This is a genomic window from Paraplanobispora siamensis (genome assembly GCF_016863175.1).
Lineage (GTDB): Bacteria > Actinomycetota > Actinomycetes > Streptosporangiales > Streptosporangiaceae > Planobispora > Planobispora siamensis.
Genome location: NZ_BOOJ01000068.1, coordinates 1 through 21,940 on the forward strand (window position 1 = coordinate 1; position 21,940 = coordinate 21,940).

Sequence of the window (21,940 nt, forward strand, 5' to 3'; positions counted from 1 at the left end):
TGCCCTTCGTGAGTACGAGCGGTTCTACAACCGGCACCGCGCCCATCAGGCCCTGGAACAAGCGGCCCCGCTGTGCACCGTTCCGGACCCGATCACGGATCCGATGCGGATCACCGAGCTGAGCGTACGCAGACGGGACCGGCTCGGCGGAGTCCTCCACGAGTACTCACATGCCGCTTGAACTGCACGGATGTAATTTTCGGCAGGTGCAGGTCGGGCTGCGCTGGAAGGACCTCGATCTGGCCGCGGGCACCGCCGGGGTGCACTGGCAGATCACCCAGCTCGGCTGGGAGCCGGTGCAGGGCAAACCCAAGACCGACGCCAGCGACCGCACTATCGCCCTGGATACCGAGACCGTGAAGGTGCTCAAGACCCACCGCAAACGCCAGGCCGCCGAGCAACTCGCGGCCGGGGAGGCCTGGGCCGACAGCGGATTCGTCTTCACCGACGAGCGTGGCCAGCCGCTGCACCCCCAGCAGGTGACCGACCAGTTCTACTGGCTGGCCTACCAGGCTGGACTGCCCCCGGTCCGGCTGCACGATCTGCGCCACGGCGCGGCCTCGCTGATGCTGGCCGCCGGGGTGGAGCTGAAGGTGGTCCAGGAAACCCTCGGCCATGTCTCGTCCACCTTCACCCGCGACACCTACACCAGCGTCTATCCGGAAGTAGCTCAAGCCGCAGCTGAGTCCACCGCCGCCCTCATTACTACAGGTCCCGCAATGCCGGAGGTACGGCGGGCCATGCTGCTAAGCCCAGCAGGGAGAACAAGCAGCTGATCGACTCAGGTAAGCGACAAGGTCCGCTGGGGGACACGCCAGCGGACCTTGTCGCTGAGTAGCCCTATCAACCCCTCGACCGCACTTGCTGCGCCTCTGAACGGCATGCACAGAACGGATGTTTTGTCATAAACTACCCCAAACAGGTTGATTGGGAGTAGAAAGCCTGCAGAGCGCTGCTTGGTGTGTAGCAGCCGGATCTCTTGTTCGGGAGGAATCCGTGGTTCGCAAGTTCGAGCTCTCCAGTTGCTGAGGCAGCCGGCCTCGCCGTAGACCAGATCTAGGCTCTAGCTTGCAAGATCCCCACACGCTGCAAGCTCTTCGAGAGGACGTATGACCCCAGACAACCGCCGGGTGCAGACCGCGGTACTTGGCAGCCCTGACTCCGATCATCCGCTCTCCCTGCCGACAGACAGGAAGGAGGCGGAATGGTATCTGTCCCGGTATCGCGGGAAGGTGTTCTACTGCGGCGTGTGGCTCGGGGGCTGTGGATGGCGCCTCACAGGCAAGCTCTATGGTGATCGGGTCTGCCATTTTGCGCATCTTCCCGATCCGAAGGGGCTGGCTCCTGACTGTGAGCGCCGGGGCGGGATCGATAGCGCGGACCACCTCTTCATTCATCGCGGCTTGGCATCTTGCATAGGAGAGCAGCAGCGCTTCGACGGTCGGATGGACAAGGAGCGCTGCACCGACCTTCTCGTGCGTCGTCGCCAGAGCAGATCCGCCATCAAGGTCCAGTTCGTCAACCTCACACCTGCCGAGTGGGAGGAGCGAGACGAAGTTCTGCGCGCTCAGTTCGGGCACGTGGATTGGATCGTCGGTCCCACGGCGACCAGGACTGGCAGGTACCTGCTGGAGCGAGATGGCTATGCGCTGCGGGTTCGTTGTGAGGAGGGGATGAACGGCACGCGAGCCGTCACGATCGGCACAGAAACCAGCGATGGCGACCTCGAGTGGAACAGCCTGCACGATTGCGAGATCACCGATAAAGGACTCGTCACCCCGCTCCTGCGCAAGGTTCGCGCCAGAGGTCAACTGCTGACAGGCAAACGCACTGCGGTACTGCCAGGGTTTCCGCTGGCAGTCAAGGACATCGTCATTCGCCCTCAGGAGGCAACCACCAGGCCGGTCTCAGGAGCGAAGATCCCGCCCAACTCCCATGTCGCGGCGATCAACGTCATTATCGGTGAAAGCGAGCCGATCAATGCCCGCCTTATAGTCTCCGGCCGCCTTGATCTTGTCATTGGTGAGCCGTACTCGCTGGTCGAACCGGCCTCAGTCGATGTCGTCAGCCGGGAAGGACAACTCGCCCCAGCGTGGACGATCTTCAGTACGGGACTCACCCCCATTAGTCCGATCGGGGTACCCGAGCGGAATTCGGCCCAGACGTCGAAGCTGGCTCCGTCTTCCTTTGAGGAGACGAGTGGGGTGGAGCCTAAGCAAGCCGGCGGAACCCGCGGATCGGATGAGCTGATCAGACATAGGCTGACGACGCTAATCGCTGAGCTGCGCAAGGCCCGAAAAGCAGGTGATCGCCACATGGTTCTGGCCCTGCTCAAGGCCAACCGGATCCTTCTGAATGAACTGAACCGTCGAGAATTCCGAAATGAACGTACGAAAGTCATCGAGATCGATCGTTGGGCGCATGCGAAGATGCAGACCCAAGAGTCGAATGAGGACCCCGCGCGCCAGCAAATCGTCCCTACCCGGCAAGAGGTGATGACAGCAAAGACCGGTACACCGAAGGAGGAACCTGTCCGGGCGTCCATGGATCCAGTGCGGCATGAGCTCGCCCTGCTACTCGCGCAGCTGCGAGGGGCGGGCGGCAAAAGGAACTATCAGCGCATTTCGGAACTGCTCGAAGACAACGCTGAACTGATGGCGTCCGAGGCAGCCGTACGCCCGGATCTCCAAAAGCTGATCAAGGATGTCGAAACGTTCCGGCGGCTCTGTCGCCAGGGGCCAGAGGCCAGTGTTCAGTCGGCCTGGAAGATCATGAGAGCGTGTTCCTCCCTCAACAAGCGAATCAATCGAGCCAAGTCGACAGGGAACATGCCGATGGTGCGGAACGCGGTTGAAGAGCTTCGCGCTGTCATTCAAGACGGTCGCAGCCAGGGCCGCGATCTCGGGTATGAGGAGCGACTGCTAGCTGAACATGACCGGTGGTTGAGCAGGTTCCTGACACAAGAGTTGGCGTCGTCTCCGGCTTTGGATGCGCCGGTTTCGCCAACAGCGACATCTGCATCGATGGGAGAGGCCCGACTCCAGGAGATCATCGATCAACTGCAGGAGGCGGAGCGTGCTGATCGCATCGACGGCGCACAAGCTCTGCTGAAGGAGGGGATGCGCTTGGTCATGCGTCTCGGTGAGGCGATAGACCCTGAGCAGCGGCAGAATCTGGTGGACAGCGGTCAGTGGCTGGCGGAAGTCACCGAACGGGCAAGAGGCCAGATGTAGCGCATGACCTTGTAGGTATCGAATTCTCCTCGGAGTGTTCGAGAATCGGTCGTGACTGCTGTGAGGCTATCTAGGCCCGGCGATCGCCCTGATCCACGACTTCATCCTGATCTCCGGTTGTGCCTATGACGCCATCATGGTTGCCGTCGTCTGTGCCTGCTCGTACAGGCTGTCGGAACCGCGGCACTGGAACGCCATTAGCCTGGCACCGACGAAGGGCTTGAGGAACCCCGCCGACTTTCGAATGGCCAGCCCCACGCTGAGGCAGGGTCGCTGAAGAAGACGGTGGTGCACAGGGCGGTGAAGTTGCGGCAGGGAGACCCAGATGAGGGTTCCCGTGAGCAGATCGGAAGCCACAGCGGATTTTTCGTTACCGCAGATCGGCAGGCCTGTTATCTGTTGGGTGTCGGCATGGTCTTCTCTGGGATAACGGCCCGTTAGGGTCTTCTGTCTTGGTCTTCCGATGCCCGTTTCCGGGGTCTTACCTGAAGGAACGGCTCTAAACGATCTACCTGTGTGCCCGGTCTGTGCCCGCGAGCAAACATGGAGCGAACATCGCTGATCTCCGGCTCGCGCAGAGCCCGTCTGGACCGAGAAATAGCAGGTCAGACGGGGTGCGAGTGGTAGGGCGCCTGGGACTCGAACCCAGAACCTACGGATTAAAAGTCCGCAGCTCTAACCATTGAGCTAACGCCCCGCTTGAGACAGCGTACCGAGGATAGTGTCCGCCGACGTCCGTTGCCAGGTGCGGGAGAGGGCGTCTGTTCACTTGAGCGGCGGGTGGGAGGGCGGGATAGTTCCTACAGTGGGGGGTGTGACGAGATCTGGACCGGAGCTGGACGGCTCCCTTCGTGAGTCCGCGCGGGGCGGTTATGTCGTGGTCGACGTGGAGACGACGGGCTTCTCGCCGGCCAAGGGGGACCGGATATGTGAGATCGCCCTGATCTCGCTGGACGGTGAGGGCGAGACCGTCGACGAGTGGCACTCGCTGGTCGACCCGCGCCGGGACACGGGGGCCGTGCACGTCCACGGCATCACCCGGGCGATGGTCGAGGGGGCGCCGGTCATCCACGAGGTGCTGGACGAGATCTGGAGCCGCGTCGCCGGGCGTGTTCTGGTGGCGCACAACGCCCCGTTCGATCTGCGCTTCCTCAAGGCTCTGCCGGGGAGCCACTGGGTGACGGAGACGCTGTGCACCCAGCGGCTCGCTCCGGAGTTCCTGCCCCACGGCAAGTGGACTCTGGCCGCCTGCTGTGAGCGTGCGGAGGTTCCCCTGGTGAACGCGCACGCCGCGCTGGTCGACGCCCGCGCCACCGCCCAGCTGTTCCGCTCCTTCCTGCGGAAGGGCGGCTCCTGGCAGGACCGGCTGGACAGGGCGGCGCAGGCTCCCGAATGGCGTCCTTGCGGACTGCCGCAGCGGGAGGCCCGCCGGCGGCCGATCGCGTAGCCCCGACCGGCCGCATAGCCCAGGCCGATCGCGTAGCCCCGACCGGCCGCATGGCCCGGACCGATCACATGGCCCGGACCGATCACATGGCTCCCGATCCCGCGGCCCCGTCCGCGGGTCTCACCGGTCTCACCGGTAGGCCGGGATGCCCGTCAGCGCCTCGCCGAGCACCAGCGTGTGGATCTCCTGGGTGCCCTCGTAGGTCAGTACGGACTCCAGGTTGTTCATGTGGCGGATCACCGGATACTCCAGGGTGATGCCGTTGCCGCCGAGGACCGTGCGGGCCTGGCGGGCGATGTCCAGGGCGGCCCGGACGTTGGCCAGTTTGCCGAAGCTGATCTGGCGCGGGGTGATCTCCCCGAGATCCTTCAGGCGGCCCAGGTGGAGCGCGGTGAGCTGGGCCTGGCCGAGGCCGACGTACATCCAGGCGAGCTTCTCCTGGGTCAGCTGGAAGCCGCCGATGGGCCTGCCGAACTGGACGCGGGTCTTGGCGTAGTCGACGGCCGACTCCAGGCAGGCGCGGGCGGCGCCGACGACGCCCCACAGGATGCCGAAGCGGGCCTCCGACAGGCACGACAGGGGACCCTTCAGCCCGCGGACCTCGGGCAGTACGGCCGACGCCGGCAGGCGGACGTCGTCGAAGTACAGGGAGGAGGTCACCGAGGCGCGCAGGGACATCTTCTTGTGGATCTCGGGAGCGGAGAAGCCGGGCGTGTCGGTGGGGACGACGAAGCCGCGGACGGCCTCGTCGGTCTGGGCCCACACCACGGCGACGTCGGCGACGGAGCCGTTGGTGATCCACATCTTCGAGCCGTTGAGGATCCAGTCCCCGGAGGGGTCCTGCTTGGCGTGGGTACGCATGCCGGCGGGGTCGGAGCCGTGGTCGGGCTCGGTCAGCCCGAAGCACCCGATCGCCTCGCCGGAGGCCATCCGGGGCAGCCACTCCTCCTTCTGCTCGGCGGAGCCGTACTTCCAGATGGGGAACATGGCCAGCGAGCCCTGGACCGACACGAACGAGCGCAGGCCGGAGTCGCCGGCCTCCAGCTCGCGGCAGGCGACGCCGTAGGAGACTGCGTCCAGGCCCGCGCAGCCGTACCCCTCCAGGTGCATGCCGAGCAGGCCGAGCTCGCCGAGGACCGGGGCGAGTTCGCGGGCGGGGAAGACGGCGTCCTCGAACCAGTCGCCGACGTGGGGGAGGATCCGGTCGGAGACGAACCCCTTGACGGTGTCGCGGATGAGGCGCTGTTCCTCGGAGAGCACGTCGTCGATGCGCAGGAGATCGTCCATGAGGGTTCCTCTCGTCCGTGGTGACCCTGCCGAGGCCGTGCGGGCGACCCTGCCGGGGCCGTACGGGATGATCCTGCCGAGGTCGTACGGCCGGCCGGATCCCGGGCCGGGTCGGTGGTGGCCCTGTCAGGGTATTGCGGGGGTGTCAGGGTTCGGCCAGGGGGAATCCCGATGTGACGCGACCCCGCCGCAGGGCAGTCTGAGGATATGAACGAAAACGACTTCTCAGGCGTCAAGCAGCTCCGCCGGACCAGGGACGGACGCATCGTCGCGGGTGTGGCCGCGGGCCTCGGCCGCTATGTCGGGATCGACCCCAACATCATCCGCGCGATCCTCGCCGTCGCCACCATCTTCGGCGGTCTCGGAGTGGCCCTGTACGCGATCGGCTGGCTCCTGCTGCCCGAGGAGGGCAAGGACAGGTCGATCGTGCAGGACCTGATCGAGAACAACAAGGACAACCCGACCTGGCTGGACGCCAAGGCCAAGGCCGAGCGCGGCTGGCGCGAGGGGCTGGCCAAGGCCGAGCAGGGCTGGGCCCGGGCCACCCACAACGACCGGACCGCCGCGCCGCACCAGGGCCCCCAGGGCCACCAGGGCCACCAGGGCGTGTCCTACCCCACGCACCAGGACCCGCCGGCGTCCTACCCCGACTACCGGGACCCGGTCTCGCCGTACGCCGGCTCCGAGCCCCCGCGGTACGCCACCCCGCAGGCCCCGCGGGGCGACGACGAGCCCAAGCCGCAGGCCTGAGTCAGGCGGTCGCCGTCGTGCGAACCCTCCTGATGATGTCCTTGCGAGATTCTGTCCACAGCATGGCCAGCGCGGCGGCGACGAAGAGACCCGCCGCGCCGGCCAGTGCCACCACCGGTTCGGGACCGAGCTCGTCGGCCGCGGCGCCGCCGACGAAGATGCCGATCCCCTGAGCGGCCAGCAGGCCGGACTGGACGAGCCCGAAGGCCTGGCCGCGCCGTTCGGCGGGCACGCACTGCACGAACGCGGCGTTCGCGGCGAGCTGGTAGGCGCCGCCGATGCCCGAGACGAACCACAGGACCAGCACCACGGCCAGCGGCGGCCGCATCGCACAGGCGATCAGCGGGGCGCAGGTCAGCATCGCCATCCAGCCCATCGCGCGCAGGCGCTTGGAGGGGCTGACGTAGCGGCTGAACAGGAAGGCGCCCACCACCGTCCCGGCGGGCATGGCGCCCATGAGCAGGCCGGCGACGAACGAGATCTGCCGGGGGTCGTCGGTCAGCGTCGCGGCGTAGGGGGCCGCGATGCCCTCGGGAAGCACGTAGAAGCCGCAGAGCCAGGCGAAGAGCACCAGGATCCTCAGCCGCGGGTCGCCGAAGACCAGCCTGGCCCCGGCCCTCGTCATCGTCCACATCGAAGGACGGTTGGCGTCGCCGCGCAGGGGCGCCGCGCGCCGCCGTACCCCGGACATCAGGATCAGCGCGGAGGCCATGAAGGTGGCCGCGTCCAGGGCGAGGGCGCGGTACGGTCCCATCCCCATGATCAGGGCGCCGCCGACGGCGAAGCCGAGCATCTGCGCCGCCTGGTTGGTCATGTTCTGCAGGGCCGAGCCCGCGACGTAGCGATCGCCCTCGAGGAGCTCGGGAAGGAGCGCGGCCCGGGCGGCGGAGAAGGGCGCGCTGAGCAGCACCACGCAGAAGACCAGGGCGCACAGGGCGGCGAACGAGGTGCCTGGGATCGCCATGAGCGCGACCATGAGGGCGCGCAGCAGGTCGCAGACGACCATGACACGGCGGCGGGCGTAGCGGTCGGCCAGACCCGCCAGCAGCGGCCCGCCGATGATCGGCGGGAGGTAGGTCAGCGCGTAGACCGAGGCGGTGGCCAGCGGGGACTCGGTCCGCTGGAAGACCAGCACGGACAGGGCCACCCGGGAGAGCTGGTCGCCGAGCAGCGAGAGCGCCTGACCGGCCCACAGCGCGCGGAACTCCCCGACGGCGAGGACTTCGCCGTAGGTCGCCCGCTGTTCGGCCGGACGACGATGCCGCCCGGTCGACCGCCCGGACCTGGTGGCAGCCATAAGACTCCGCTGAGCTGGCAGGCGAACCTGACCCCGTGTATCCACTGTGTAACCTACGGTGCCCGTTGGAGCGCCGGTTCGCAACCCGAAGTGACCAACCTCATGCAAGCTGTAATTCCAGATCAGGAAATATCGGTCATGAGGTGCGGTGATGGGGGATGCGGCCTTGAGTACCGGTGATTACCAGCCGAGTTCGTGCAGTCTCTCATCGCTAATGCCGAAATGATGCGCTATCTCGTGAACGACCGTTATCTGCACTTCTTCCACCACATGATCTTCGGTGTCACAGATCGCGCAGATCGAGTTGCGGTAGATCTCTATCCGGTCGGGCAGCACCCCGGCGTACCACTCACCCCGTTCGGTGAGCGGGATGCCGGTGTAGAGGCCCAGCAGGTCCGGCTCCGGCGGGTCGTCCACGACCACCACGACCACGTTGTCCATGACTTTCGTCAGTTCCGGGGGGATCGTGTCCAGTGCCTCGGCCACGAGCTCCTCGAACTTCTCTCTCGAGACCTCGATCACACCTGCCATTCTGCCCCTCTTTTCCGGGTAACCGGATCTCTGGAAATGGGTAGGGACTGAGGTGCATGAATCTCACGCGTTGGACCCAGAAGGCTCGCGGGCTGGTGTCGGGGCGGGTCGCCAGAGCTGTGACGGTCGTCGCCGTCGCCCTGGCGGGAGCGTGGCTGGGAATCAGCCTCGCCGGCCCCGTGCGCGCCGTGGTGGGGCCGGTCGAGGCCGGCATGTCGGCGGAGCTGTCCCTGACGGGGGAGACCGTCGTGGACGCCCACCCGCTCGGGACGCTCAAGTTCGACACCCATGACGCGCCCATCCGGTTGCGCGCCACCCTGGAGAACATCAACACCGAGCGGATCAAGGCCCTGATCGACGATCCCCGGCTCGCCGACCGGCTCCCCGAGGTGCTGGAGCAGGAGCTGAGCGACGGCGTCGGCCGGCTGATCCTGCGGGTCATCCTCTGCGGCCTGGCGGGAGGCCTGATCGGCTGCCTGATCGTCTTCCGCCGTCCCCGCGCCGCCCTGGCCGGCCTGCTGAGCGCCGTCGTCATGATCGCGGGCATCGGCACGGCGACGATCGTGACGTACCGGCCGGACGCCGTGGTGGAGCCGGAGTACACCGGCCTGCTCGCCGGAGCGCCGTCCCTGGTCGGCGACGCCGAGTCGATCGTGACGAAGTTCGAGACCTATCGGGGGCAGCTGGCCAAGCTGGTCAACAACGTCTCCCAGCTGTACGACACGGTCTCGGCGCTGCCCGTCTACGACTCCGACCCCACCGCGATCCGGGTCCTGCACGTCTCGGACATCCACCTGAACCTGATCGCCTGGAACCTCATCCGCTCGATCACCGCCCAGTTCAGGATCGACGTGATCGTCGACACCGGGGACATCACCGACCACGGCACCGGCCCCGAGGACAACTTCGTCAAGGAGATCAGCGAATTCGGCGTCCCGTACGTCTTCGTGCGCGGAAACCACGACTCCAAGGCCACCCAGCGGGCCGTGGCCAGGCAGAAGGGCGCGATCGTCCTCGACGGCACGTCCAAGACCGTCGCCGGGCTGCGCATCTACGGTCTCGGAGATCCCCGCTTCACCCCCGACAAGTCCGTGGCGGTCGACTCCAACCTCGAGTCCCTGGCCGCCCTCGGCCGGCAGCACGCCGCACGGCTCACGCAGGCCGCCGAGCCGATCGACCTCGTGGCGGTGCACGACCCGACGATCGCCAAGGGCTTCTCGGGCTCGACCCCTATGGTCCTGACCGGTCACTCCCACGCGCGCTCCACCGAGCTGCTGCCCTCCGGCACCCGAGTGCTCGTCCAGGGCTCCACCGGCGGCGCCGGTCTGCGAGCCCTCGAACACGACGAGCCCACGCCGGTCATGGCCTCGGTTCTGTACTTCGACAAGGAGACGCGCAGGCTCCGGGCCTGGGACGACATCACTCTCGGAGGGCTCGGAGAGCAGTCGGTGCAGATCCAGCGTCACCTCGAGAACGACCCTGGGCGTACAATTTCTCCGGAGCCGACGATCAGCCCGTCTCCGACGGGTCCGACCGCCGGCACCGCTACGCCGTGAGTCGAGGGAAACCACTTTGGCATCGGGGGCGAATGTCCCCTATGCTTCAGAGGTCTCCAGCGGAAGACGGCAACGGCAGCGGGACGCATGTCCTGAGCCCCCATCGTCTAGTGGCCTAGGACACCGCCCTTTCAAGGCGGCGACACGGGTTCGAATCCCGTTGGGGGCACGGCCGAGCGAAAGCTCGCCAGGGAAACGGCAGGTCGAAGGCCTCCGAAGAGCTGGTAAGCTAAGCAAGGCAAGAAGGACGGGAGCGAAAACTCCCGACCAAAGCAAGGTCCTGTAGAGCAGTTTGGAGTGCTCGCCACCCTGTCAAGGTGGAGGTCGCGGGTTCAAGTCCCGTCAGGACCGCTCTGGTGGGTGTTCATTCACCGCCCAGGTCAGGTAGCTCAGTTGGTACGAGCGTCCGCCTGAAAAGCGGAAGGTCGGCAGTTCGACCCTGCCCCTGACCACCACACCTGAAGAGCGAGAACGCCCCGTACGGATCACCGTGCGGGGCTTTTTGATCTCCAGTGACAGCGACGCTGACGGCAACGTCCTTGATCCTGGGTGAGGATGGGCGCATGGGTTCCGTCCAGCCGAAGTTCCTTCTGCTCGATGAGGATGATCAGGTTCTTGGGGCTTGTCTCAATGCAGAGGGCGTCTTCGTCGAGTCGGCGGAGAGCGATGAGGATCTCACAGTAGAGGTCCTGGGATGCCTTCCTGCTCAGCGCTTACGTGATCACCTTGAGGGATCCGAGCGCTATCGCCGGAGGAATCCCCTGGACTCGCTACGGCTCCGGATGCTGGACGTGGCAGGGGAGCCGCTCGTGGACTTCTGGATGGGCGAGATCATCGAGTGGCGATCCTCGCGACTCGATCCCGAGCGGGTGGACATCATCGCTCTGCGGGGATTCGACAGTCCGTCGGCCGGCGGGCGTGATGTCTGGGAGCGCTGGCGTTCGGCTCGGCCTGATCGGCTCAACCAGTGGGCGCCGTACGGGCCGGAGGGCAGGCGGGAATGGCTGACCATCGTCGGCCGCAGCAGTTTCCGAAGGGCCGGGGTACCCGATCGTCCGCCCGGATGCGTGTACCACCTCGATGGAACCCACGTCACCGATGAGGCGGCCTTCTATCTTGCGATCGGAGAGGCGATAAACGGGCCCGGAGGCTACTTCGGCTGGAATCTCGATGCGCTGGACGACTGTTTGGCGGGTCGCTTCGGAGCCAGGACGCCGTTCACTCTGATCTGGAGTGACTCCCAGGTTGCGCGGGAGTCCCTGACGAGGACCTTGGGGGAGGCGGATGACGCTCCCTCCTATTTCGAGGTCATCCAGAAGATCTTCGCGGAGCATGATGTGCATGTCGTGCTGAGGTGACCGCGGCCCGGTGCATCCTCACCGGGGCGGGACCCCGCTGACGAGGTGCCCGCCCTTCCACGCAGATCGGATTCGCCGCCCGGAGACGAGGTTCAGGAGACGGAATCCCTTCCCTGGGAATCCCTCCACTCGTCCCGTCCCGCCGTCTCATCGGCGGAAGGGACAGGGATGTCGGTCTCGGCGCCCCAGCCGGTCAGGCGGGCGTCGAGGACATGGGAAATCCGGATACCGGAGCCGTTGACGATCCACTCGGTCCAGGAGGTCCGGACTCTGCGTGCCAGTCGGTCCTCACCGAGCCAGATCCGCCACGAGACCTTGATCTTCGCATCTCTCCCGGCGGGCGGCTTCCTGCCGTACTGGTCACGGAACGCGGGAGAGGTTTCGTAGAGCCGGGCGTAGGTGACGGTCCCCTGGTGGATCATGGTGCGGGTGCCGTCGTAGACGCCCCCAGCGCGCTTGGTCTCGGTCGTGGCCAGTACCGCCTGCAACGCGGCCGGATCACCGAGATCGATCGCACCGGCGTTCAGGAAGGGACGGGTCTTCTCGTCCTCGTGGAACAGGACCCAGGTCTTCCCCTCGGGAGCGGGACAGATCCAGCCCTGGCAGTACGTCCGGCCCTCGAACGTGAGGAACCGCATGGGAGGCTGGGGCTCATCGGATCGGGCGATGTGTCTGACATCGGTGGCTGTCACCGTGCCCTTGCCGAACTCGGTGCGAGTCTTGCTCCGGGAACTGTGCTTCTCTGCGCCCATCCGCGAGGTGGTGACCTTGGACATGGTCACGCCTCGATCGTCGACGAGCTGACGCTTGAGCGCGTCGGCCGGACTGATCGGGCCTGTTTGAGCGCCCGCAGCGGTACCGAGTCCGGTGACCGCGATGGATGCGGCCATCGCGACGGCCAGTGGGGTGATCCATCGCTTCATCCGAGTGGTCCTCCTCGATCCCCTCCGCGCTGGAAAGGCACTGCTGATCTTCCTGTCCCGAGGTCTCCTTTCGGTCACCGGATCTTGGGGAGGTATGCCGACCGGGAGGATGTAGAGGAGCTCTCGGATCTATGGGTTCTGGACCGGGACGTTATCGTGTGCGCGTGGCGTTCGTGGACATCGTCCGGCCGCAGCGTGATGAGCCGTATCCGTGTCCGTTCTGCGGGTTCCTCACTCTTGGACAGCGGGGCATGCACGAGATCTGCCCGGTGTGCTTCTGGGAGGACGACGGGCAGGACGACCACGATGCCGGCAACAGGTCTGGACGGTCGCGGGCGATCGTCTTCCAAGCTACGGACCAGAAGCTGGAAGGGAGCCGGTGACGGTACTGCAGCGGCGAGACAGCCAGATCGTGATCACCATCCGTCCCATCCCCGGCATCCCCACCAGGAGCCGCTCAGGTGCCTGAGGCCGTACTCGTAGTCCTCGGAAGCGGGCCGGCCGCCGGGTGCCCAGACGAAGCACCGCGTCGAGGCCAGGGGCCCGTCGTTGATGTACAGCTCGGCGGCGGCAGGCGCGACATCCAGGCTCTGGCCCAGATAGCGGCCGCAGACGTGGTACAGGCCCGTCCAGCGGCAGCCGGGATCGGCGCGCTCGCCGCCCGCAATGATCGATTCCGCGTACTGCTGCATGCCGGGCCGGGAGAGCGCGAAGCGCACCGCGAAGGAGACATCCAGATGGATGGCAGCCCACACCCCTGCGACGATGAGCGGTGCCGCCAGCCAGCGCAGGGACCGTTTGACCGACCAGGTGCGCCACTGGGTTCCCACCGCCAGGAGCAGGCGGATGAGCCAGTACAGGCCGAGCGGCACCCAGACGAAGAACCCGAAGAACGTTCCTTCGAGATATGGGAAGGGCACGCTGGACCACCACAGGTTGGTGAACGCCGCGATCGCCACCGCGGTGAAGAAGCCCCATCCCGGCGGGCGGACGACCTTCATGGCAGCACCCTAATGACGATCTTCCACTGTCGTCATCCTCTGCTCGTAGGGTGGTGGTCGTGCAGCGGCTCGCGCTCTTCGACCTGGACAACACGCTCGTGAACCTGGATGAGGCGTTCCGGGCGTGGACTGCTGAGTTCGTCGACGACCGCCGGCTTGAGCATGAGGCGGTTGACTGGTTCTTCGCTCTGGACCGGGCGGGTTAGCCGATGTCACGGAGATCCATCGAATCTTGTGAGAGGAAGTACTCCGGTCGGAGATCCTGTCCTGAGTCGGTAGGTGAACCGCTGATCCTTTGTGGCTGAGACGATGTCGATCCTCACCGAAGACACATCGTGGCCGCATCGAGATCGCTTCACGATGGCCTGATTCGTGATCTTGCTAACGCGAGTGCTGGCAACAGGTCTAGACGGTCATGGACTGAGGAGCCCCGGAGACCTCGCCCGACCAGGCCCAGAGGTCGGCCGTGGACGGTTCTGGACAATCGTGCTCTCACCCGTAATGAAGTGGTCGCGGACGGCGTCGTGGTTGTGGTGCATCCGAACGTGACCAGGGCGCGCTTACCGGGCTGACACCTTGTCGGGCCGATGGGCGGATGTCTAGGCTGATGATCATGAGGCGTTCGGCGATCGCGGTGCTTGCGGCCGTCTGCGTGGGGGCCGGTGCCTTTCTGGTCGCTCCTGTCGCCTCCCTGGTGTTGACCTATGGGTGTACCGCCGAGGATGACCGGTTCGCCGCCGCTCTGGCCGGGCTCAGTGTCCTCGATGCCCACCCGGTGACTGCGACGCCCCAAGGAGAACGCGACTCCAACTGTGACAATGACGACCGGATAGTGACCGTCTGGCAGTCTTATCGGTCCTCGGGGCCGAGCGCCGATGTGCTGTCCTTCTACCGGGACGTCGCGTTCATGGATGGTTGGGAGCCCTTGCTGGGTGAGGACGGTGAAGAGACGGGCTGCTTCGTCAAGTCGGTCGGCGGCAGTGATCTCCACCTCTCGGTGTCGATGGGTGAGGAGGAACGCGACGCCGACTATGACGTGGACGTGAGCTCTTCTATGGACGGTGGGGGCTGGTGTTGATGCCGCGCCGGGTTTCAGAGCGCTTCGAGCCTTGTCGGATGACGGCGGCGGTGACGACAACGTCGGCCACCACGAGCACACGGCGGCAGCCGTACGGCACCGCCGACCTCGGGACCGAGCAGGCGACCGGGGTGATTGCTCCGCCGGAAAAGCGGAAGGTCGGCAGTTCGACTCCGCCTCTGACCACCACACCTGAACAGCAAGAACGCCCTGTACGGATCACCGTGTGGGGCTTTTGATGTGTTGCCCCACCCGATATGGGTGGTTTCCTCTGTCTTTCGCCGTCGCACGCTGTCATGAGCATGGAACCGTCACAGCAACGGTGTCCGGAGGGAACGTGCCATGACGACAAGTACGACTCCCGCCCCCGTCCCGTTCACCGCCCGTGATTTCGAGGCGCGGAGGGCGCGTGTGGTGGCTGCGGCGACGGAGGCTGGGCTCGGTGGGGTCCTCGTCGCTCCGGGGCCGGATCTCGTGTGGTTGACCGGGTACCGGCCGACTGCGATCACCGAGAGGCTGACGCTGCTGGTCCTGACCTCCGAACGGGAACCGGCTCTGCTGGTGCCCACTCTTGAGAGGCCGGACGCCGAGGCGGCCGAGGGGACCTCCGGCCTGGACATCCTCGACTGGCCGGACGGGGCCGACCCGTACCGCGTCGCGGGCACGCTCCTGCCGTCGGAGGGGGAGTTCGGCGTCTCGGATTCGGCGTGGGCCCTCCACCTGCTCGGCCTGCAGGACCATCTGCCGAAGTCGCGCTATCGCGCGCTGACGCGGAGCCTGCCCATGCTCCGCGCGGTCAAGGACGCCAACGAACTCGGCCGGCTCGCCGCGGCGGGTGCGGCCGCCGACCGCACCTACACCGAGGTCATCCGGCTGCGCTTCGCCGGTCGCCGCGAGACCGAGGTCGCAGCGGACCTCGCGGCGTTGCTGCGTGAGTCCGGGCACGAGCAGGTCGACTTCACCGTCGTCGGCTCCGGTCCGAACGGCGCCAACCCCCATCACGAGGCCGGAGAGCGGGTGATCCAGCCCGGCGACGCGGTCGTGCTGGACTTCGGAGGGCTCATGTACGGCTACGGCTCCGACACCACGCGCACGGTGTGCGTCGGCGCGCCGGCCCCGGAGGTGCGGCGGGTGCACGACATCGTCCGCGGCGCCCAGCAGGCCGCCTTCGAGGCCGTGCGCCCCGGAGTCACGTGCCAGGAGATCGACCGTGTCGCCAGGGCCTTCATAACGGAGGCCGGGTACGGCGAGCGGTTCATCCACCGTACCGGCCACGGGATCGGCGTGACCACGCACGAGCCGCCCTACATGGTCGAAGGCGAGGAGCAGCCGCTCGTCCCCGGCATGTGTTTCTCGATCGAACCGGGCGTCTACCTCACCGGCAGGTTCGGCGTCAGGATCGAGGACATCGTGACCGTCACGGACGAGGGGGGTCGGCGGTTCAACAACACCGACCACGCCCTCCAGATCGTCGAGTGAGCGAGTAATCGTCGAGTGAGCGAGCAAGAGGGCGGCGTGATGCGGCCCCGGCCGGTGAGCCGGGCGAGTAAGAGCGCGGCGTGATCCGGCTCCGGCGACGGGCCCGCCGCCGCGATCGCGCCGTGGCCGCCGCGCCCCGCGGAGCCGTACCGGGGGGCGGAACCCTACCCCCGTAAAGGTCACCTCTTCCGGGTGAGAACAGGTGGTCACAGGGCGTTTTACCGTGATCGCATCCACCTTTCCGCCGTGACTGAGGGGGCGATGAGGGTGCGAAGACTCAACGGGACGTCCGCCGTCGGCGGAAGGGGTTCCGCCATGACGGGTGGAAGGCCGCATCGGCTGGACGAAGTGAGACTGATATGAGTACCGCGGACGTGCCGGCGGACAGGCCGGTCGCGCAGCCGGTGTCCAGGGCGGAGGCCGGGACCCGGGCGCCGACGGTGATCTGGATCTCCTGGGTCGCCCTGGCGCTGATGACCACGAGCTCGGTCGCCAGCCTGCGGCCGTCTCCGACGATGGCCGTGTACGGGCTGGCATGTGTGTTCCTGTACCTGGTACCGGCGATCGCGTTCCTCCTGCCCACGTCGCTCGTCTCCGCGGAGCTGGCCTCGGGGTGGGAGGGCGGCGTCTACAAGTGGGTGTCGGAGGGGATCTCCAAGCCCATGGGGTTCCTGGCCGTGTGGTGCCAGTTCGCGATGACGATCTTCTACTATCCGAGCCTGCTCGGCTTCGTGGCCGGCACCCTGGCGTACGTCTTCAACCCGGACCTCGCGAGCAGCGGTGTGTGGACCGCCTTCGTCATCATGGTGGCGTACTGGACCGGGGTCTGGGTCTCCTCGCGCGGCACGAAGGGCGTGGCCGGCCTCGCCAGCGGCGGTCTGATCATCGGGACTCTCATACCGGGCGCGGTGCTGGTCACTCTGGGCATCGTCTTCCTGGGGCAGGGCAACCCGTCGGCAGCGCCGATGGACGCCGCCCACATCCTGCCCGAGTGGGCGGGCATCGCGAGCCTCGTGCTGATCGTGAACAACTTCCTGTCCTACTCGGGCATGGAGATGAACGCCGTACACGTGTCGTCGCTGCGTGATCCCCGCAAGGAGTTCCCCCGCTCCATCTTCCTGGCCACCGGGCTGGTCCTGCTGATCTTCATCCTCCCCCGCGCTGGCGATCAGCTGGGTGGTGCCGGCCGAGGAGCTCTCGCTGACCGCCGGCGTGATGCAGGCCTTCGACGCGGTGTTCGCCCAGTTCGGCTCGCAGTGGCTGACCCCGATCGTGGGCATCATGCTGGTCACGGCCTCACTCGGCGGCATGCTCACCTGGCTGGCCGGTCCGTCGAAGGGCCTGTTGCTGATCTCCCGCCAGGAGGGCTACCTGCCGCCGTTCCTGCAGCGGCTGAACAAGCACGGCATCCAGCAGAACATCCTGGTCACGCAGGGTCTCATCACCACGGCGATCGCGCTGTGCTACGCGTTCATCCCGGACGTCTCGAGCGCCTACTGGATCTTCTCCGTGATCACGACGCAGGTCTACCTGATCATGTACCTGCTGATGTTCGTGGCGGCGATCCGGCTGCGCCGCAAGCAGCCCGACCACCCGCGCGGGTACCGGGCGCCGATGCTGGTCAGCATGTGCGGGATCGGGTTCGCCGCGTCGCTGGCCGCGCTGCTGGTCGGGTTCATCCCGCCGTCGCAGTTCGGCTCGGGCAGTCCCGGCGTGTACTTCCTGATCGTGGCCGGCGGAGCTCTGGGGCTCGGGCTGCTCGTGCCGTACCTGTTCCACAGGTTCCGCAAGCCGTCGTGGAAGCAGCCGGAGGAGCCGGAGGCGAGTACGTCATGACTGCCGCACGGGATTCGACGCGGTTCCAGCGCATGGTCGTCTACATCCTGGGCGCCTCCGTGGTCGCGGGCATGATGCTCACGGCCCTGCTCATCTACCAGTCGAACGAGTCGACGGAGACGGCGCAGACGAAGGCCGACCAGCTCATAGCCGCGCTCCAGCAGGCCGGTGCCGTACGCGTCCCCTCGCAGGAGCAGATCGTCGGAGTCCTCGGGGACGACGGCGGAGCCACCTGCTCGGACCCGGGCAGCGCCCTCGCCAGGGGCGCGCTCTTCAGCCAGCTGGCCAACGGCGCCGCGGGACCGGGGGCACGGCCGGTCATCGCCGACAGCAAGGTCGTCCAGGGGCAGTTGCTCATCCTCCAGATCTACTGCCCCGACGAGCTCGCGGAGTTCGAGCAGACGGTCCAGGATCTCAAGTTCGAGGATGTCGTGAAGCCGTGAGCGAGATGGAGATGCGGGACAGAATCACCGCGTTGATGCCGCGGGCGCGTGCGGAGCTCGCAGAGTTCGTCGCGATCAGGTCGGTGGCCGACCCCCGTCAGTTCCCGCCCGAGGAGTGCGAGGCGGCGGCCGTATGGGTCCGCGACAAGTTCGCCGAGGCGGGCTTCTCCGACGCCCGGCTGGAGGAGACCGCCGACGGGAGCAAGGCCGTCGTGGGACACCGGCCGGGTCCCGGCACCGATGCGCCCACCGTGCTGCTGTACGCCCACTACGACGTACAGCCTCCGCTGAACGAGGCCGCCTGGCGCACCCCGCCCTTCGAGCTCACCGAGGTCGGCGGGCGCTGGTACGGCCGCGGCGCCGCCGACTGCAAGGGCAACATCCTCATGCACCTCACCGCCCTCCGCGCCCTTGGCGAGAGCGTGCCGGTCAACCTGAAGCTGGTCGTCGAAGGGTCGGAGGAGCAGGGCACCGGCGGCCTGGAGGCCTTCGTGCCGGACCACGCCGACCTGCTGCGCGCGGACACGATCCTGATCTGCGACACCGGCAACGCCGCGGTGGGACGGCCGGCCGTCACGGTGAGCCTGCGCGGAATGGTCAACGTGGTGGTGACGGTCGAGGCGCTCGAGTCCGAGGTGCACTCCGGCATGTTCGGAGGCGCGGCGCCGGACGCCCTGGCCGCTCTCATCGCGATGCTGGCGACCCTGCGCGACGACCGGGGCAACACCATGGTCAAGGGCCTGGACAACAGTCAGGTCTGGACCGGTGACCCCTATCCGCCCGAGCAGTTCCGTCAGGACGTCGGCGTGCTCGGAGGCGTCTCGCTGCTGGGAAGCGGGAGCGTCTCCGACATGATCTGGGCCCGTCCCGCCGTGACCGTCCTGGGCATCGACTGCCCGCCCGTCGTGGGGTCGGCGGCGGCCATCGTCCCGCGGACGGCGGCACGCCTCAATCTGCGCGTCCCTCCCGGGATGTCCCCCGATCAGGCCCGCGCCGCCTTCCTCGAACATCTGCGGGCGGCGGCGCCCTGGGGCGTCCGGGTCTCGGCCGAGGTGGAGGCGGAGGGCGCGCCGTTCCTCGCATCCGTCGACGGCCCCGCCTACCGGGCGATGGCCGGCGCAATGCTGGACGCCTACGGTACGCCGATGACCACTCTGGGGCAGGGCGGGTCGATCCCGCTGTGCAACGTGTTCGCCGGCGTCTACCCGGAGGCGGAGATCATCTTGATGGGCGTCGAGGAACCCCTGACCCTCATGCACGCCCCGAACGAGAGCGTCGATCCCGGCGAGATCGCGAACATGGCGCTGGCCGAGGCGCTGTTCCTCCAGAGGTACGCGACCGTCGGCCGGTGAGGCGGGGGACGGAAAGCCCCGCACGGATCACCGTGCGGGGCTTTCCGGTCTCCGGTGCGCCGATTATTGCACCATCTGGTTCAGTGTTTTATAGTGAACCACATGGTTCAGCAAGAGGTCCTTGATCGGACGTTCGCGGCTCTGGCGGATGCGACGCGAAGACAGATCCTCATCCGGCTCGGCCAGGGGCCCGCCTCCATCGGCGAGCTGGCCGAACCGTTCGGCATGTCGCTCACCGGCATGAAGAAGCACGTGCACGTCCTGGAGAACGCCGGTCTGGTCACCACGGAGAAGGTCGGGCGATCGCGGCGATGTCGCCTGGGAACCGAACGCCTGGAGGACGCCATGTCCTGGATCAGGTTCTACCAACGGCTCTGGGAACGCCGACTCGACGGCCTCGACGCCTACTTCACTCTCAACAAGGAAGACGACCGATGACCCAGAACACCGAGACCGATCAGCTGCGCATGACCCGCGTCCTGCCCGCCGGCCCGGAAGCCGTCTTCGACGCCTACACCGACGCCGAGAAGCAGAAGATCTGGTTCGGCATCCTCGACGAGAAGCCCGGCATCGTCGAGATCGACGTCGACCTGCGCGTCGGAGGACGGCAGACCGCGGTGTGGGGGCCGGATCCCGACACCCTGTTCAGGGAGACGCAGACCTTCCTGGTCATCGACCGCCCGCACCGCCTGGTCACCGAATCCGTCGGCAGCAGCCCGGACGGCATGACCATGACGACCAAGGTCGAGGTCACGTTCGAGGCGCACGAGGGCGGAACGCTCCTCACGGTGGTGCAGAGCGGGTTCCCGACGTCGGAGACGCGCGACTTCTTCGTGCAGGAGGTCTGGGTCGGAGCGCTCGACCGGATCGAGGCGTACCTGCGGCGGGAGCGGGGCCGGTCCTGACGGAGGGAACGGACGGTCACCATGAACCCGTCGAAGGACACGCGCGATCACACACCCGGGAGCTCGAAGAGGCACGGTCCCGGCAGAGTTCTCACCGTCGTCGCGACCGTGGCGGCCGCGGCGGTCCTCAATCTCGTCGTCTACGGGCTCGGGCGCGCCGCCGGTGGCGACTTCCGGTTCACCGCCTCGGGGGTGCCGGCCGAGGTCGACGCGATCACCGTCACCGGCTTCACCGTGCTGCCGCTGCTGGCGGGGATGACCCTGGTGGCGGCGCTCGTACGGATCTGGCCGTGGGTGGTGAACGCGGCACTGGCCGTCGCCCCGGCGCTGGCGCTCGGCACCATCCTGATCATGACGATTCCCGCCGACTTCGACACCACCAGCAAGATCACGTTAGCGTCGTGCCATGTCGCACTCGTGCCCGTGACGGTCGCCGGGCTGCTGACACTGCGCAGGCGCCGCGATGAACGGACCGCCTCGCATCCACCCGCCGTGGAGACGGGTCTGCCCGCGTCCGCCGGTCATGACGCCGGATGAGTGCGGGGACGGCGACGTCCCCGCACTCGGGCCAACCTCGATCAGCGTTCACCACTGTCCGGCCGGGACGCCCGGCCCCCGCCGGCGGGCGTCGCGGCGGGTCATCGGACCGGGTCGCGGACGCCCTCCACGATCTTGTCCAGTTCGCCGGCCAGATCGGGACTGACCTTGACGTGGACGGCGACGTAGGGGTTCTCCCGGAAGGCTCCGCGCCGACCGGCTGAGTCGGTGGTCCGTATCGCCACCGAGTGCCTTCCCACGCGGCCGGGTTGTCGCTGCTCCCCGCGCAGGAACTCGTTGACCCACTGGCTGGTGTGCAGCACCGCGCCGCGGGCCACGGTGATCTCGACCTCGCGGCGGCCGTCCGACCAGCGACCGGTCGTCGCGCTCCAGCCGGTGCCGAGCCGCGTGCCGTCCCGGGTGCCCGCCGGAGGCCGGGGGCAGGTAGGTGACGCCGACGTAGTCGACCGGTTCACCGGATACGGGGGGTGGCTCGGCGGGGGCGGCCCCGTTCACGATCCGGTCCAGCTCGGGTTCGAGATCCTGGCTGACGGCCAGGATGTATCCCAGCCCGGGCCTCTCCAGCCACAGGCGCGCGTGTTCCCGCGGCCGGCCGGAGTCGGCGGCCAGGACGGCCCGGTATCCCGGTTTGCCGCCGACCTCCCGCGGAGTGCCGGTGGACAGGCGCTGGTGGGCCCTGGCCCAGGCGAGCAGCTTCTCCGCGTCCGCGGCACCTGTCCCGCGTACCGCCAGAAGCCGCACCGAGGCGCCGTGGTCCCCGTTCCACTGCATCTGGGCCCAGGCGCCGGGGTGGCCGCACGACGGTGACGGGCTCGTGGGGGTGCGCCCCGGAGGGAAGGTGGGTCAGGCGCAGGTTCTCGAAGATCCCGCCGGTGGGATCGCCGGGTTCGAGGCCGTCGGCGATGG

General features: G+C 67.3%; 23 protein-coding genes, 5 tRNA genes and 1 pseudogene. 22 read left to right on the forward strand and 7 right to left on the reverse strand.

From position 1 onward, the window contains the following. From Psi01_RS35700 to Psi01_RS35710, 3 genes are all read left to right on the forward strand, one after another. Window positions 1-181 (forward strand): hypothetical protein (locus tag Psi01_RS35700; RefSeq protein ID WP_204068587.1); only part of this gene is annotated, 181 nt, incomplete at its 5' end. Then, window positions 171-776 carry a tyrosine-type recombinase/integrase gene (locus Psi01_RS35705; protein WP_204068588.1) on the forward strand — a complete coding sequence of 202 codons (606 nt, stop codon included), beginning with the start codon at window positions 171-173 and terminating at the stop codon, window positions 774-776. The genes Psi01_RS35700 and Psi01_RS35705, both read left to right, overlap by 11 nt. A gap of 333 nt (window positions 777-1,109) precedes the next feature. Further along, the gene (locus tag Psi01_RS35710; RefSeq protein ID WP_204068589.1) at window positions 1,110-3,233 is read left to right on the forward strand and encodes a hypothetical protein; all 2,124 of its coding nucleotides are present in this window, start codon (window positions 1,110-1,112) and stop codon (window positions 3,231-3,233) included. 621 nt (window positions 3,234-3,854) lie between these two features. On the opposite strand, the gene Psi01_RS35715 is transcribed toward Psi01_RS35710, so the two are convergent. Next, a tRNA-Lys gene (locus Psi01_RS35715) sits at window positions 3,855-3,930 on the reverse strand. Between the two features lie 117 nt (window positions 3,931-4,047). Between Psi01_RS35715 and Psi01_RS35720 the strand changes: the two genes are divergently transcribed. After that, window positions 4,048-4,680: a 3'-5' exonuclease gene (locus Psi01_RS35720; protein WP_204068590.1), complete on the forward strand. Its 633-nt coding sequence runs from the start codon at window positions 4,048-4,050 to the stop codon at window positions 4,678-4,680. Window positions 4,681-4,809: 129 nt separating this feature from the next. On the opposite strand, the gene Psi01_RS35725 is transcribed toward Psi01_RS35720, so the two are convergent. Then, on the reverse strand, window positions 4,810-5,967 hold the full coding sequence (locus Psi01_RS35725; protein WP_204068591.1) for an acyl-CoA dehydrogenase family protein: 1,158 nt from the start codon (window positions 5,965-5,967) through the stop codon (window positions 4,810-4,812). A gap of 207 nt (window positions 5,968-6,174) precedes the next feature. Here Psi01_RS35725 and Psi01_RS43780 point away from each other — a divergent pair, with 207 nt between their 5' ends. Next, the gene (locus Psi01_RS43780; protein WP_239128271.1) at window positions 6,175-6,717 is read left to right on the forward strand and encodes a PspC domain-containing protein; all 543 of its coding nucleotides are present in this window, start codon (window positions 6,175-6,177) and stop codon (window positions 6,715-6,717) included. A 1-nt stretch (window position 6,718) separates the two neighbouring features. Here Psi01_RS43780 and Psi01_RS35735 read toward each other — a convergent pair whose 3' ends face one another. Both Psi01_RS35735 and Psi01_RS35740 read right to left on the reverse strand, forming a co-directional pair. Continuing rightward, window positions 6,719-8,014, reverse strand: coding sequence for an MFS transporter (locus Psi01_RS35735; RefSeq protein WP_204068592.1), 1,296 nt, complete (start codon window positions 8,012-8,014; stop codon window positions 6,719-6,721). Between the two features lie 180 nt (window positions 8,015-8,194). Then, window positions 8,195-8,545, reverse strand: a complete 351-nt coding sequence (locus Psi01_RS35740; protein ID WP_204068593.1) for a metallopeptidase family protein — start codon at window positions 8,543-8,545, stop codon at window positions 8,195-8,197. Between the two features lie 56 nt (window positions 8,546-8,601). On the opposite strand from Psi01_RS35740, the gene Psi01_RS35745 reads away from it, so the two are divergent. The 5 genes from Psi01_RS35745 (at window position 8,602) to Psi01_RS35765 (ending at window position 11,459) form a co-directional block, all read left to right on the forward strand. Next, window positions 8,602-10,101 (forward strand): metallophosphoesterase family protein, encoded by a 1,500-nt coding sequence (locus Psi01_RS35745; protein ID WP_204068594.1) that lies wholly within the window; start codon window positions 8,602-8,604, stop codon window positions 10,099-10,101. A gap of 96 nt (window positions 10,102-10,197) precedes the next feature. After that, window positions 10,198-10,270: transfer RNA gene (locus Psi01_RS35750), tRNA-Glu, on the forward strand. 107 nt (window positions 10,271-10,377) lie between these two features. Next, window positions 10,378-10,452: transfer RNA gene (locus Psi01_RS35755), tRNA-Asp, on the forward strand. Between the two features lie 27 nt (window positions 10,453-10,479). Continuing rightward, window positions 10,480-10,556 (forward strand) — tRNA-Phe (locus Psi01_RS35760). A 108-nt stretch (window positions 10,557-10,664) separates the two neighbouring features. Then, window positions 10,665-11,459 carry a barstar family protein gene (locus Psi01_RS35765; protein WP_204068595.1) on the forward strand — a complete coding sequence of 265 codons (795 nt, stop codon included), beginning with the start codon at window positions 10,665-10,667 and terminating at the stop codon, window positions 11,457-11,459. Between the two features lie 92 nt (window positions 11,460-11,551). Here Psi01_RS35765 and Psi01_RS35770 read toward each other — a convergent pair whose 3' ends face one another. After that, the gene (locus Psi01_RS35770) at window positions 11,552-12,460 is read right to left on the reverse strand and encodes a hypothetical protein (RefSeq protein ID WP_204068596.1); all 909 of its coding nucleotides are present in this window, start codon (window positions 12,458-12,460) and stop codon (window positions 11,552-11,554) included. 86 nt (window positions 12,461-12,546) lie between these two features. Between Psi01_RS35770 and Psi01_RS35775 the strand changes: the two genes are divergently transcribed. Further along, the gene (locus tag Psi01_RS35775; RefSeq protein WP_204068597.1) at window positions 12,547-12,765 is read left to right on the forward strand and encodes a CPCC family cysteine-rich protein; all 219 of its coding nucleotides are present in this window, start codon (window positions 12,547-12,549) and stop codon (window positions 12,763-12,765) included. A gap of 33 nt (window positions 12,766-12,798) precedes the next feature. On the opposite strand, the gene Psi01_RS35780 is transcribed toward Psi01_RS35775, so the two are convergent. Further along, entirely contained in the window at window positions 12,799-13,383 is a 585-nt protein-coding gene (locus tag Psi01_RS35780) for a hypothetical protein (protein WP_204068598.1), read from the reverse strand. Window positions 13,384-13,433: 50 nt separating this feature from the next. On the opposite strand from Psi01_RS35780, the gene Psi01_RS35785 reads away from it, so the two are divergent. The 11 genes and pseudogenes from Psi01_RS35785 (at window position 13,434) to Psi01_RS35835 (ending at window position 21,013) form a co-directional block, all read left to right on the forward strand. After that, a complete protein-coding gene (locus Psi01_RS35785; RefSeq protein ID WP_204068599.1) occupies window positions 13,434-13,589 on the forward strand; it encodes a hypothetical protein in 156 nt (51 codons plus the stop codon). A 407-nt stretch (window positions 13,590-13,996) separates the two neighbouring features. After that, entirely contained in the window at window positions 13,997-14,461 is a 465-nt protein-coding gene (locus tag Psi01_RS35790; protein ID WP_204068600.1) for a hypothetical protein, read from the forward strand. A gap of 120 nt (window positions 14,462-14,581) precedes the next feature. Beyond that, window positions 14,582-14,650 (forward strand) — tRNA-Phe (locus Psi01_RS35795). 153 nt (window positions 14,651-14,803) lie between these two features. Further along, entirely contained in the window at window positions 14,804-15,940 is a 1,137-nt protein-coding gene (locus Psi01_RS35800) for a M24 family metallopeptidase (RefSeq protein ID WP_204068601.1), read from the forward strand. A gap of 473 nt (window positions 15,941-16,413) precedes the next feature. Continuing rightward, a pseudogene (locus tag Psi01_RS44645) lies at window positions 16,414-17,034 on the forward strand (amino acid permease); the annotation flags it as partial. A 73-nt stretch (window positions 17,035-17,107) separates the two neighbouring features. Beyond that, complete coding sequence (locus Psi01_RS44280) at window positions 17,108-17,776, forward strand: amino acid permease (RefSeq protein WP_275424641.1); 669 nt, start codon at window positions 17,108-17,110, stop codon at window positions 17,774-17,776. Continuing rightward, a complete protein-coding gene (locus tag Psi01_RS35815) occupies window positions 17,773-18,219 on the forward strand; it encodes a hypothetical protein (RefSeq protein ID WP_204068672.1) in 447 nt (148 codons plus the stop codon). Before Psi01_RS44280 ends, Psi01_RS35815 begins: the two co-directional genes overlap by 4 nt. A gap of 5 nt (window positions 18,220-18,224) precedes the next feature. Beyond that, window positions 18,225-19,571: a dipeptidase gene (locus tag Psi01_RS35820; RefSeq protein WP_239128282.1), complete on the forward strand. Its 1,347-nt coding sequence runs from the start codon at window positions 18,225-18,227 to the stop codon at window positions 19,569-19,571. Window positions 19,572-19,673: 102 nt separating this feature from the next. Then, on the forward strand, window positions 19,674-20,009 hold the full coding sequence (locus tag Psi01_RS35825; RefSeq protein ID WP_204068604.1) for an ArsR/SmtB family transcription factor: 336 nt from the start codon (window positions 19,674-19,676) through the stop codon (window positions 20,007-20,009). After that, window positions 20,006-20,476, forward strand: coding sequence for an SRPBCC family protein (locus Psi01_RS35830; RefSeq protein WP_204068605.1), 471 nt, complete (start codon window positions 20,006-20,008; stop codon window positions 20,474-20,476). The genes Psi01_RS35825 and Psi01_RS35830 overlap by 4 nt, the downstream gene beginning before the upstream one ends. Before the next feature lie 21 nt (window positions 20,477-20,497). Then, window positions 20,498-21,013: a DUF6069 family protein gene (locus Psi01_RS35835; protein WP_275424638.1), complete on the forward strand. Its 516-nt coding sequence runs from the start codon at window positions 20,498-20,500 to the stop codon at window positions 21,011-21,013. 101 nt (window positions 21,014-21,114) lie between these two features. Here the strand turns inward: Psi01_RS35835 and Psi01_RS35840 are convergent, their stop codons facing one another. Further along, entirely contained in the window at window positions 21,115-21,489 is a 375-nt protein-coding gene (locus tag Psi01_RS35840) for a hypothetical protein (protein WP_204068607.1), read from the reverse strand. Window positions 21,490-21,940 lie beyond the last annotated feature (451 nt).

Bases quoted from the DNA above. Each gene is read 5' to 3' on its own strand.
- Psi01_RS35735 (WP_204068592.1), bottom strand. From the start codon at position 8,014: ATGGCTGCCACCAGGTCCGGGCGGTCGACCGGGCGGCATCGTCGTCCG.
- Psi01_RS35820 (WP_239128282.1), top strand. From the start codon at position 18,225: ATGGAGATGCGGGACAGAATCACCGCGTTGATGCCGCGGGCGCGTGCG.
- Psi01_RS35800 (WP_204068601.1), top strand. From the start codon at position 14,804: ATGACGACAAGTACGACTCCCGCCCCCGTCCCGTTCACCGCCCGTGAT.
- Psi01_RS35790 (WP_204068600.1), top strand. From the start codon at position 13,997: ATGAGGCGTTCGGCGATCGCGGTGCTTGCGGCCGTCTGCGTGGGGGCC.
- Psi01_RS35725 (WP_204068591.1), bottom strand. From the start codon at position 5,967: ATGGACGATCTCCTGCGCATCGACGACGTGCTCTCCGAGGAACAGCGC.
- Psi01_RS43780 (WP_239128271.1), top strand. From the start codon at position 6,175: ATGAACGAAAACGACTTCTCAGGCGTCAAGCAGCTCCGCCGGACCAGG.
- Psi01_RS35710 (WP_204068589.1), top strand. From the start codon at position 1,110: ATGACCCCAGACAACCGCCGGGTGCAGACCGCGGTACTTGGCAGCCCT.
- Psi01_RS35835 (WP_275424638.1), top strand. From the start codon at position 20,498: ATGAACCCGTCGAAGGACACGCGCGATCACACACCCGGGAGCTCGAAG.
- Psi01_RS35745 (WP_204068594.1), top strand. From the start codon at position 8,602: ATGAATCTCACGCGTTGGACCCAGAAGGCTCGCGGGCTGGTGTCGGGG.
- Psi01_RS35765 (WP_204068595.1), top strand. From the start codon at position 10,665: ATGGGTTCCGTCCAGCCGAAGTTCCTTCTGCTCGATGAGGATGATCAG.
- Psi01_RS35780 (WP_204068598.1), bottom strand. From the start codon at position 13,383: ATGAAGGTCGTCCGCCCGCCGGGATGGGGCTTCTTCACCGCGGTGGCG.
- Psi01_RS35825 (WP_204068604.1), top strand. From the start codon at position 19,674: ATGGTTCAGCAAGAGGTCCTTGATCGGACGTTCGCGGCTCTGGCGGAT.
- Psi01_RS35705 (WP_204068588.1), top strand. From the start codon at position 171: ATGCCGCTTGAACTGCACGGATGTAATTTTCGGCAGGTGCAGGTCGGG.
- Psi01_RS35830 (WP_204068605.1), top strand. From the start codon at position 20,006: ATGACCCAGAACACCGAGACCGATCAGCTGCGCATGACCCGCGTCCTG.
- Psi01_RS35740 (WP_204068593.1), bottom strand. From the start codon at position 8,545: ATGGCAGGTGTGATCGAGGTCTCGAGAGAGAAGTTCGAGGAGCTCGTG.
- Psi01_RS35815 (WP_204068672.1), top strand. From the start codon at position 17,773: ATGACTGCCGCACGGGATTCGACGCGGTTCCAGCGCATGGTCGTCTAC.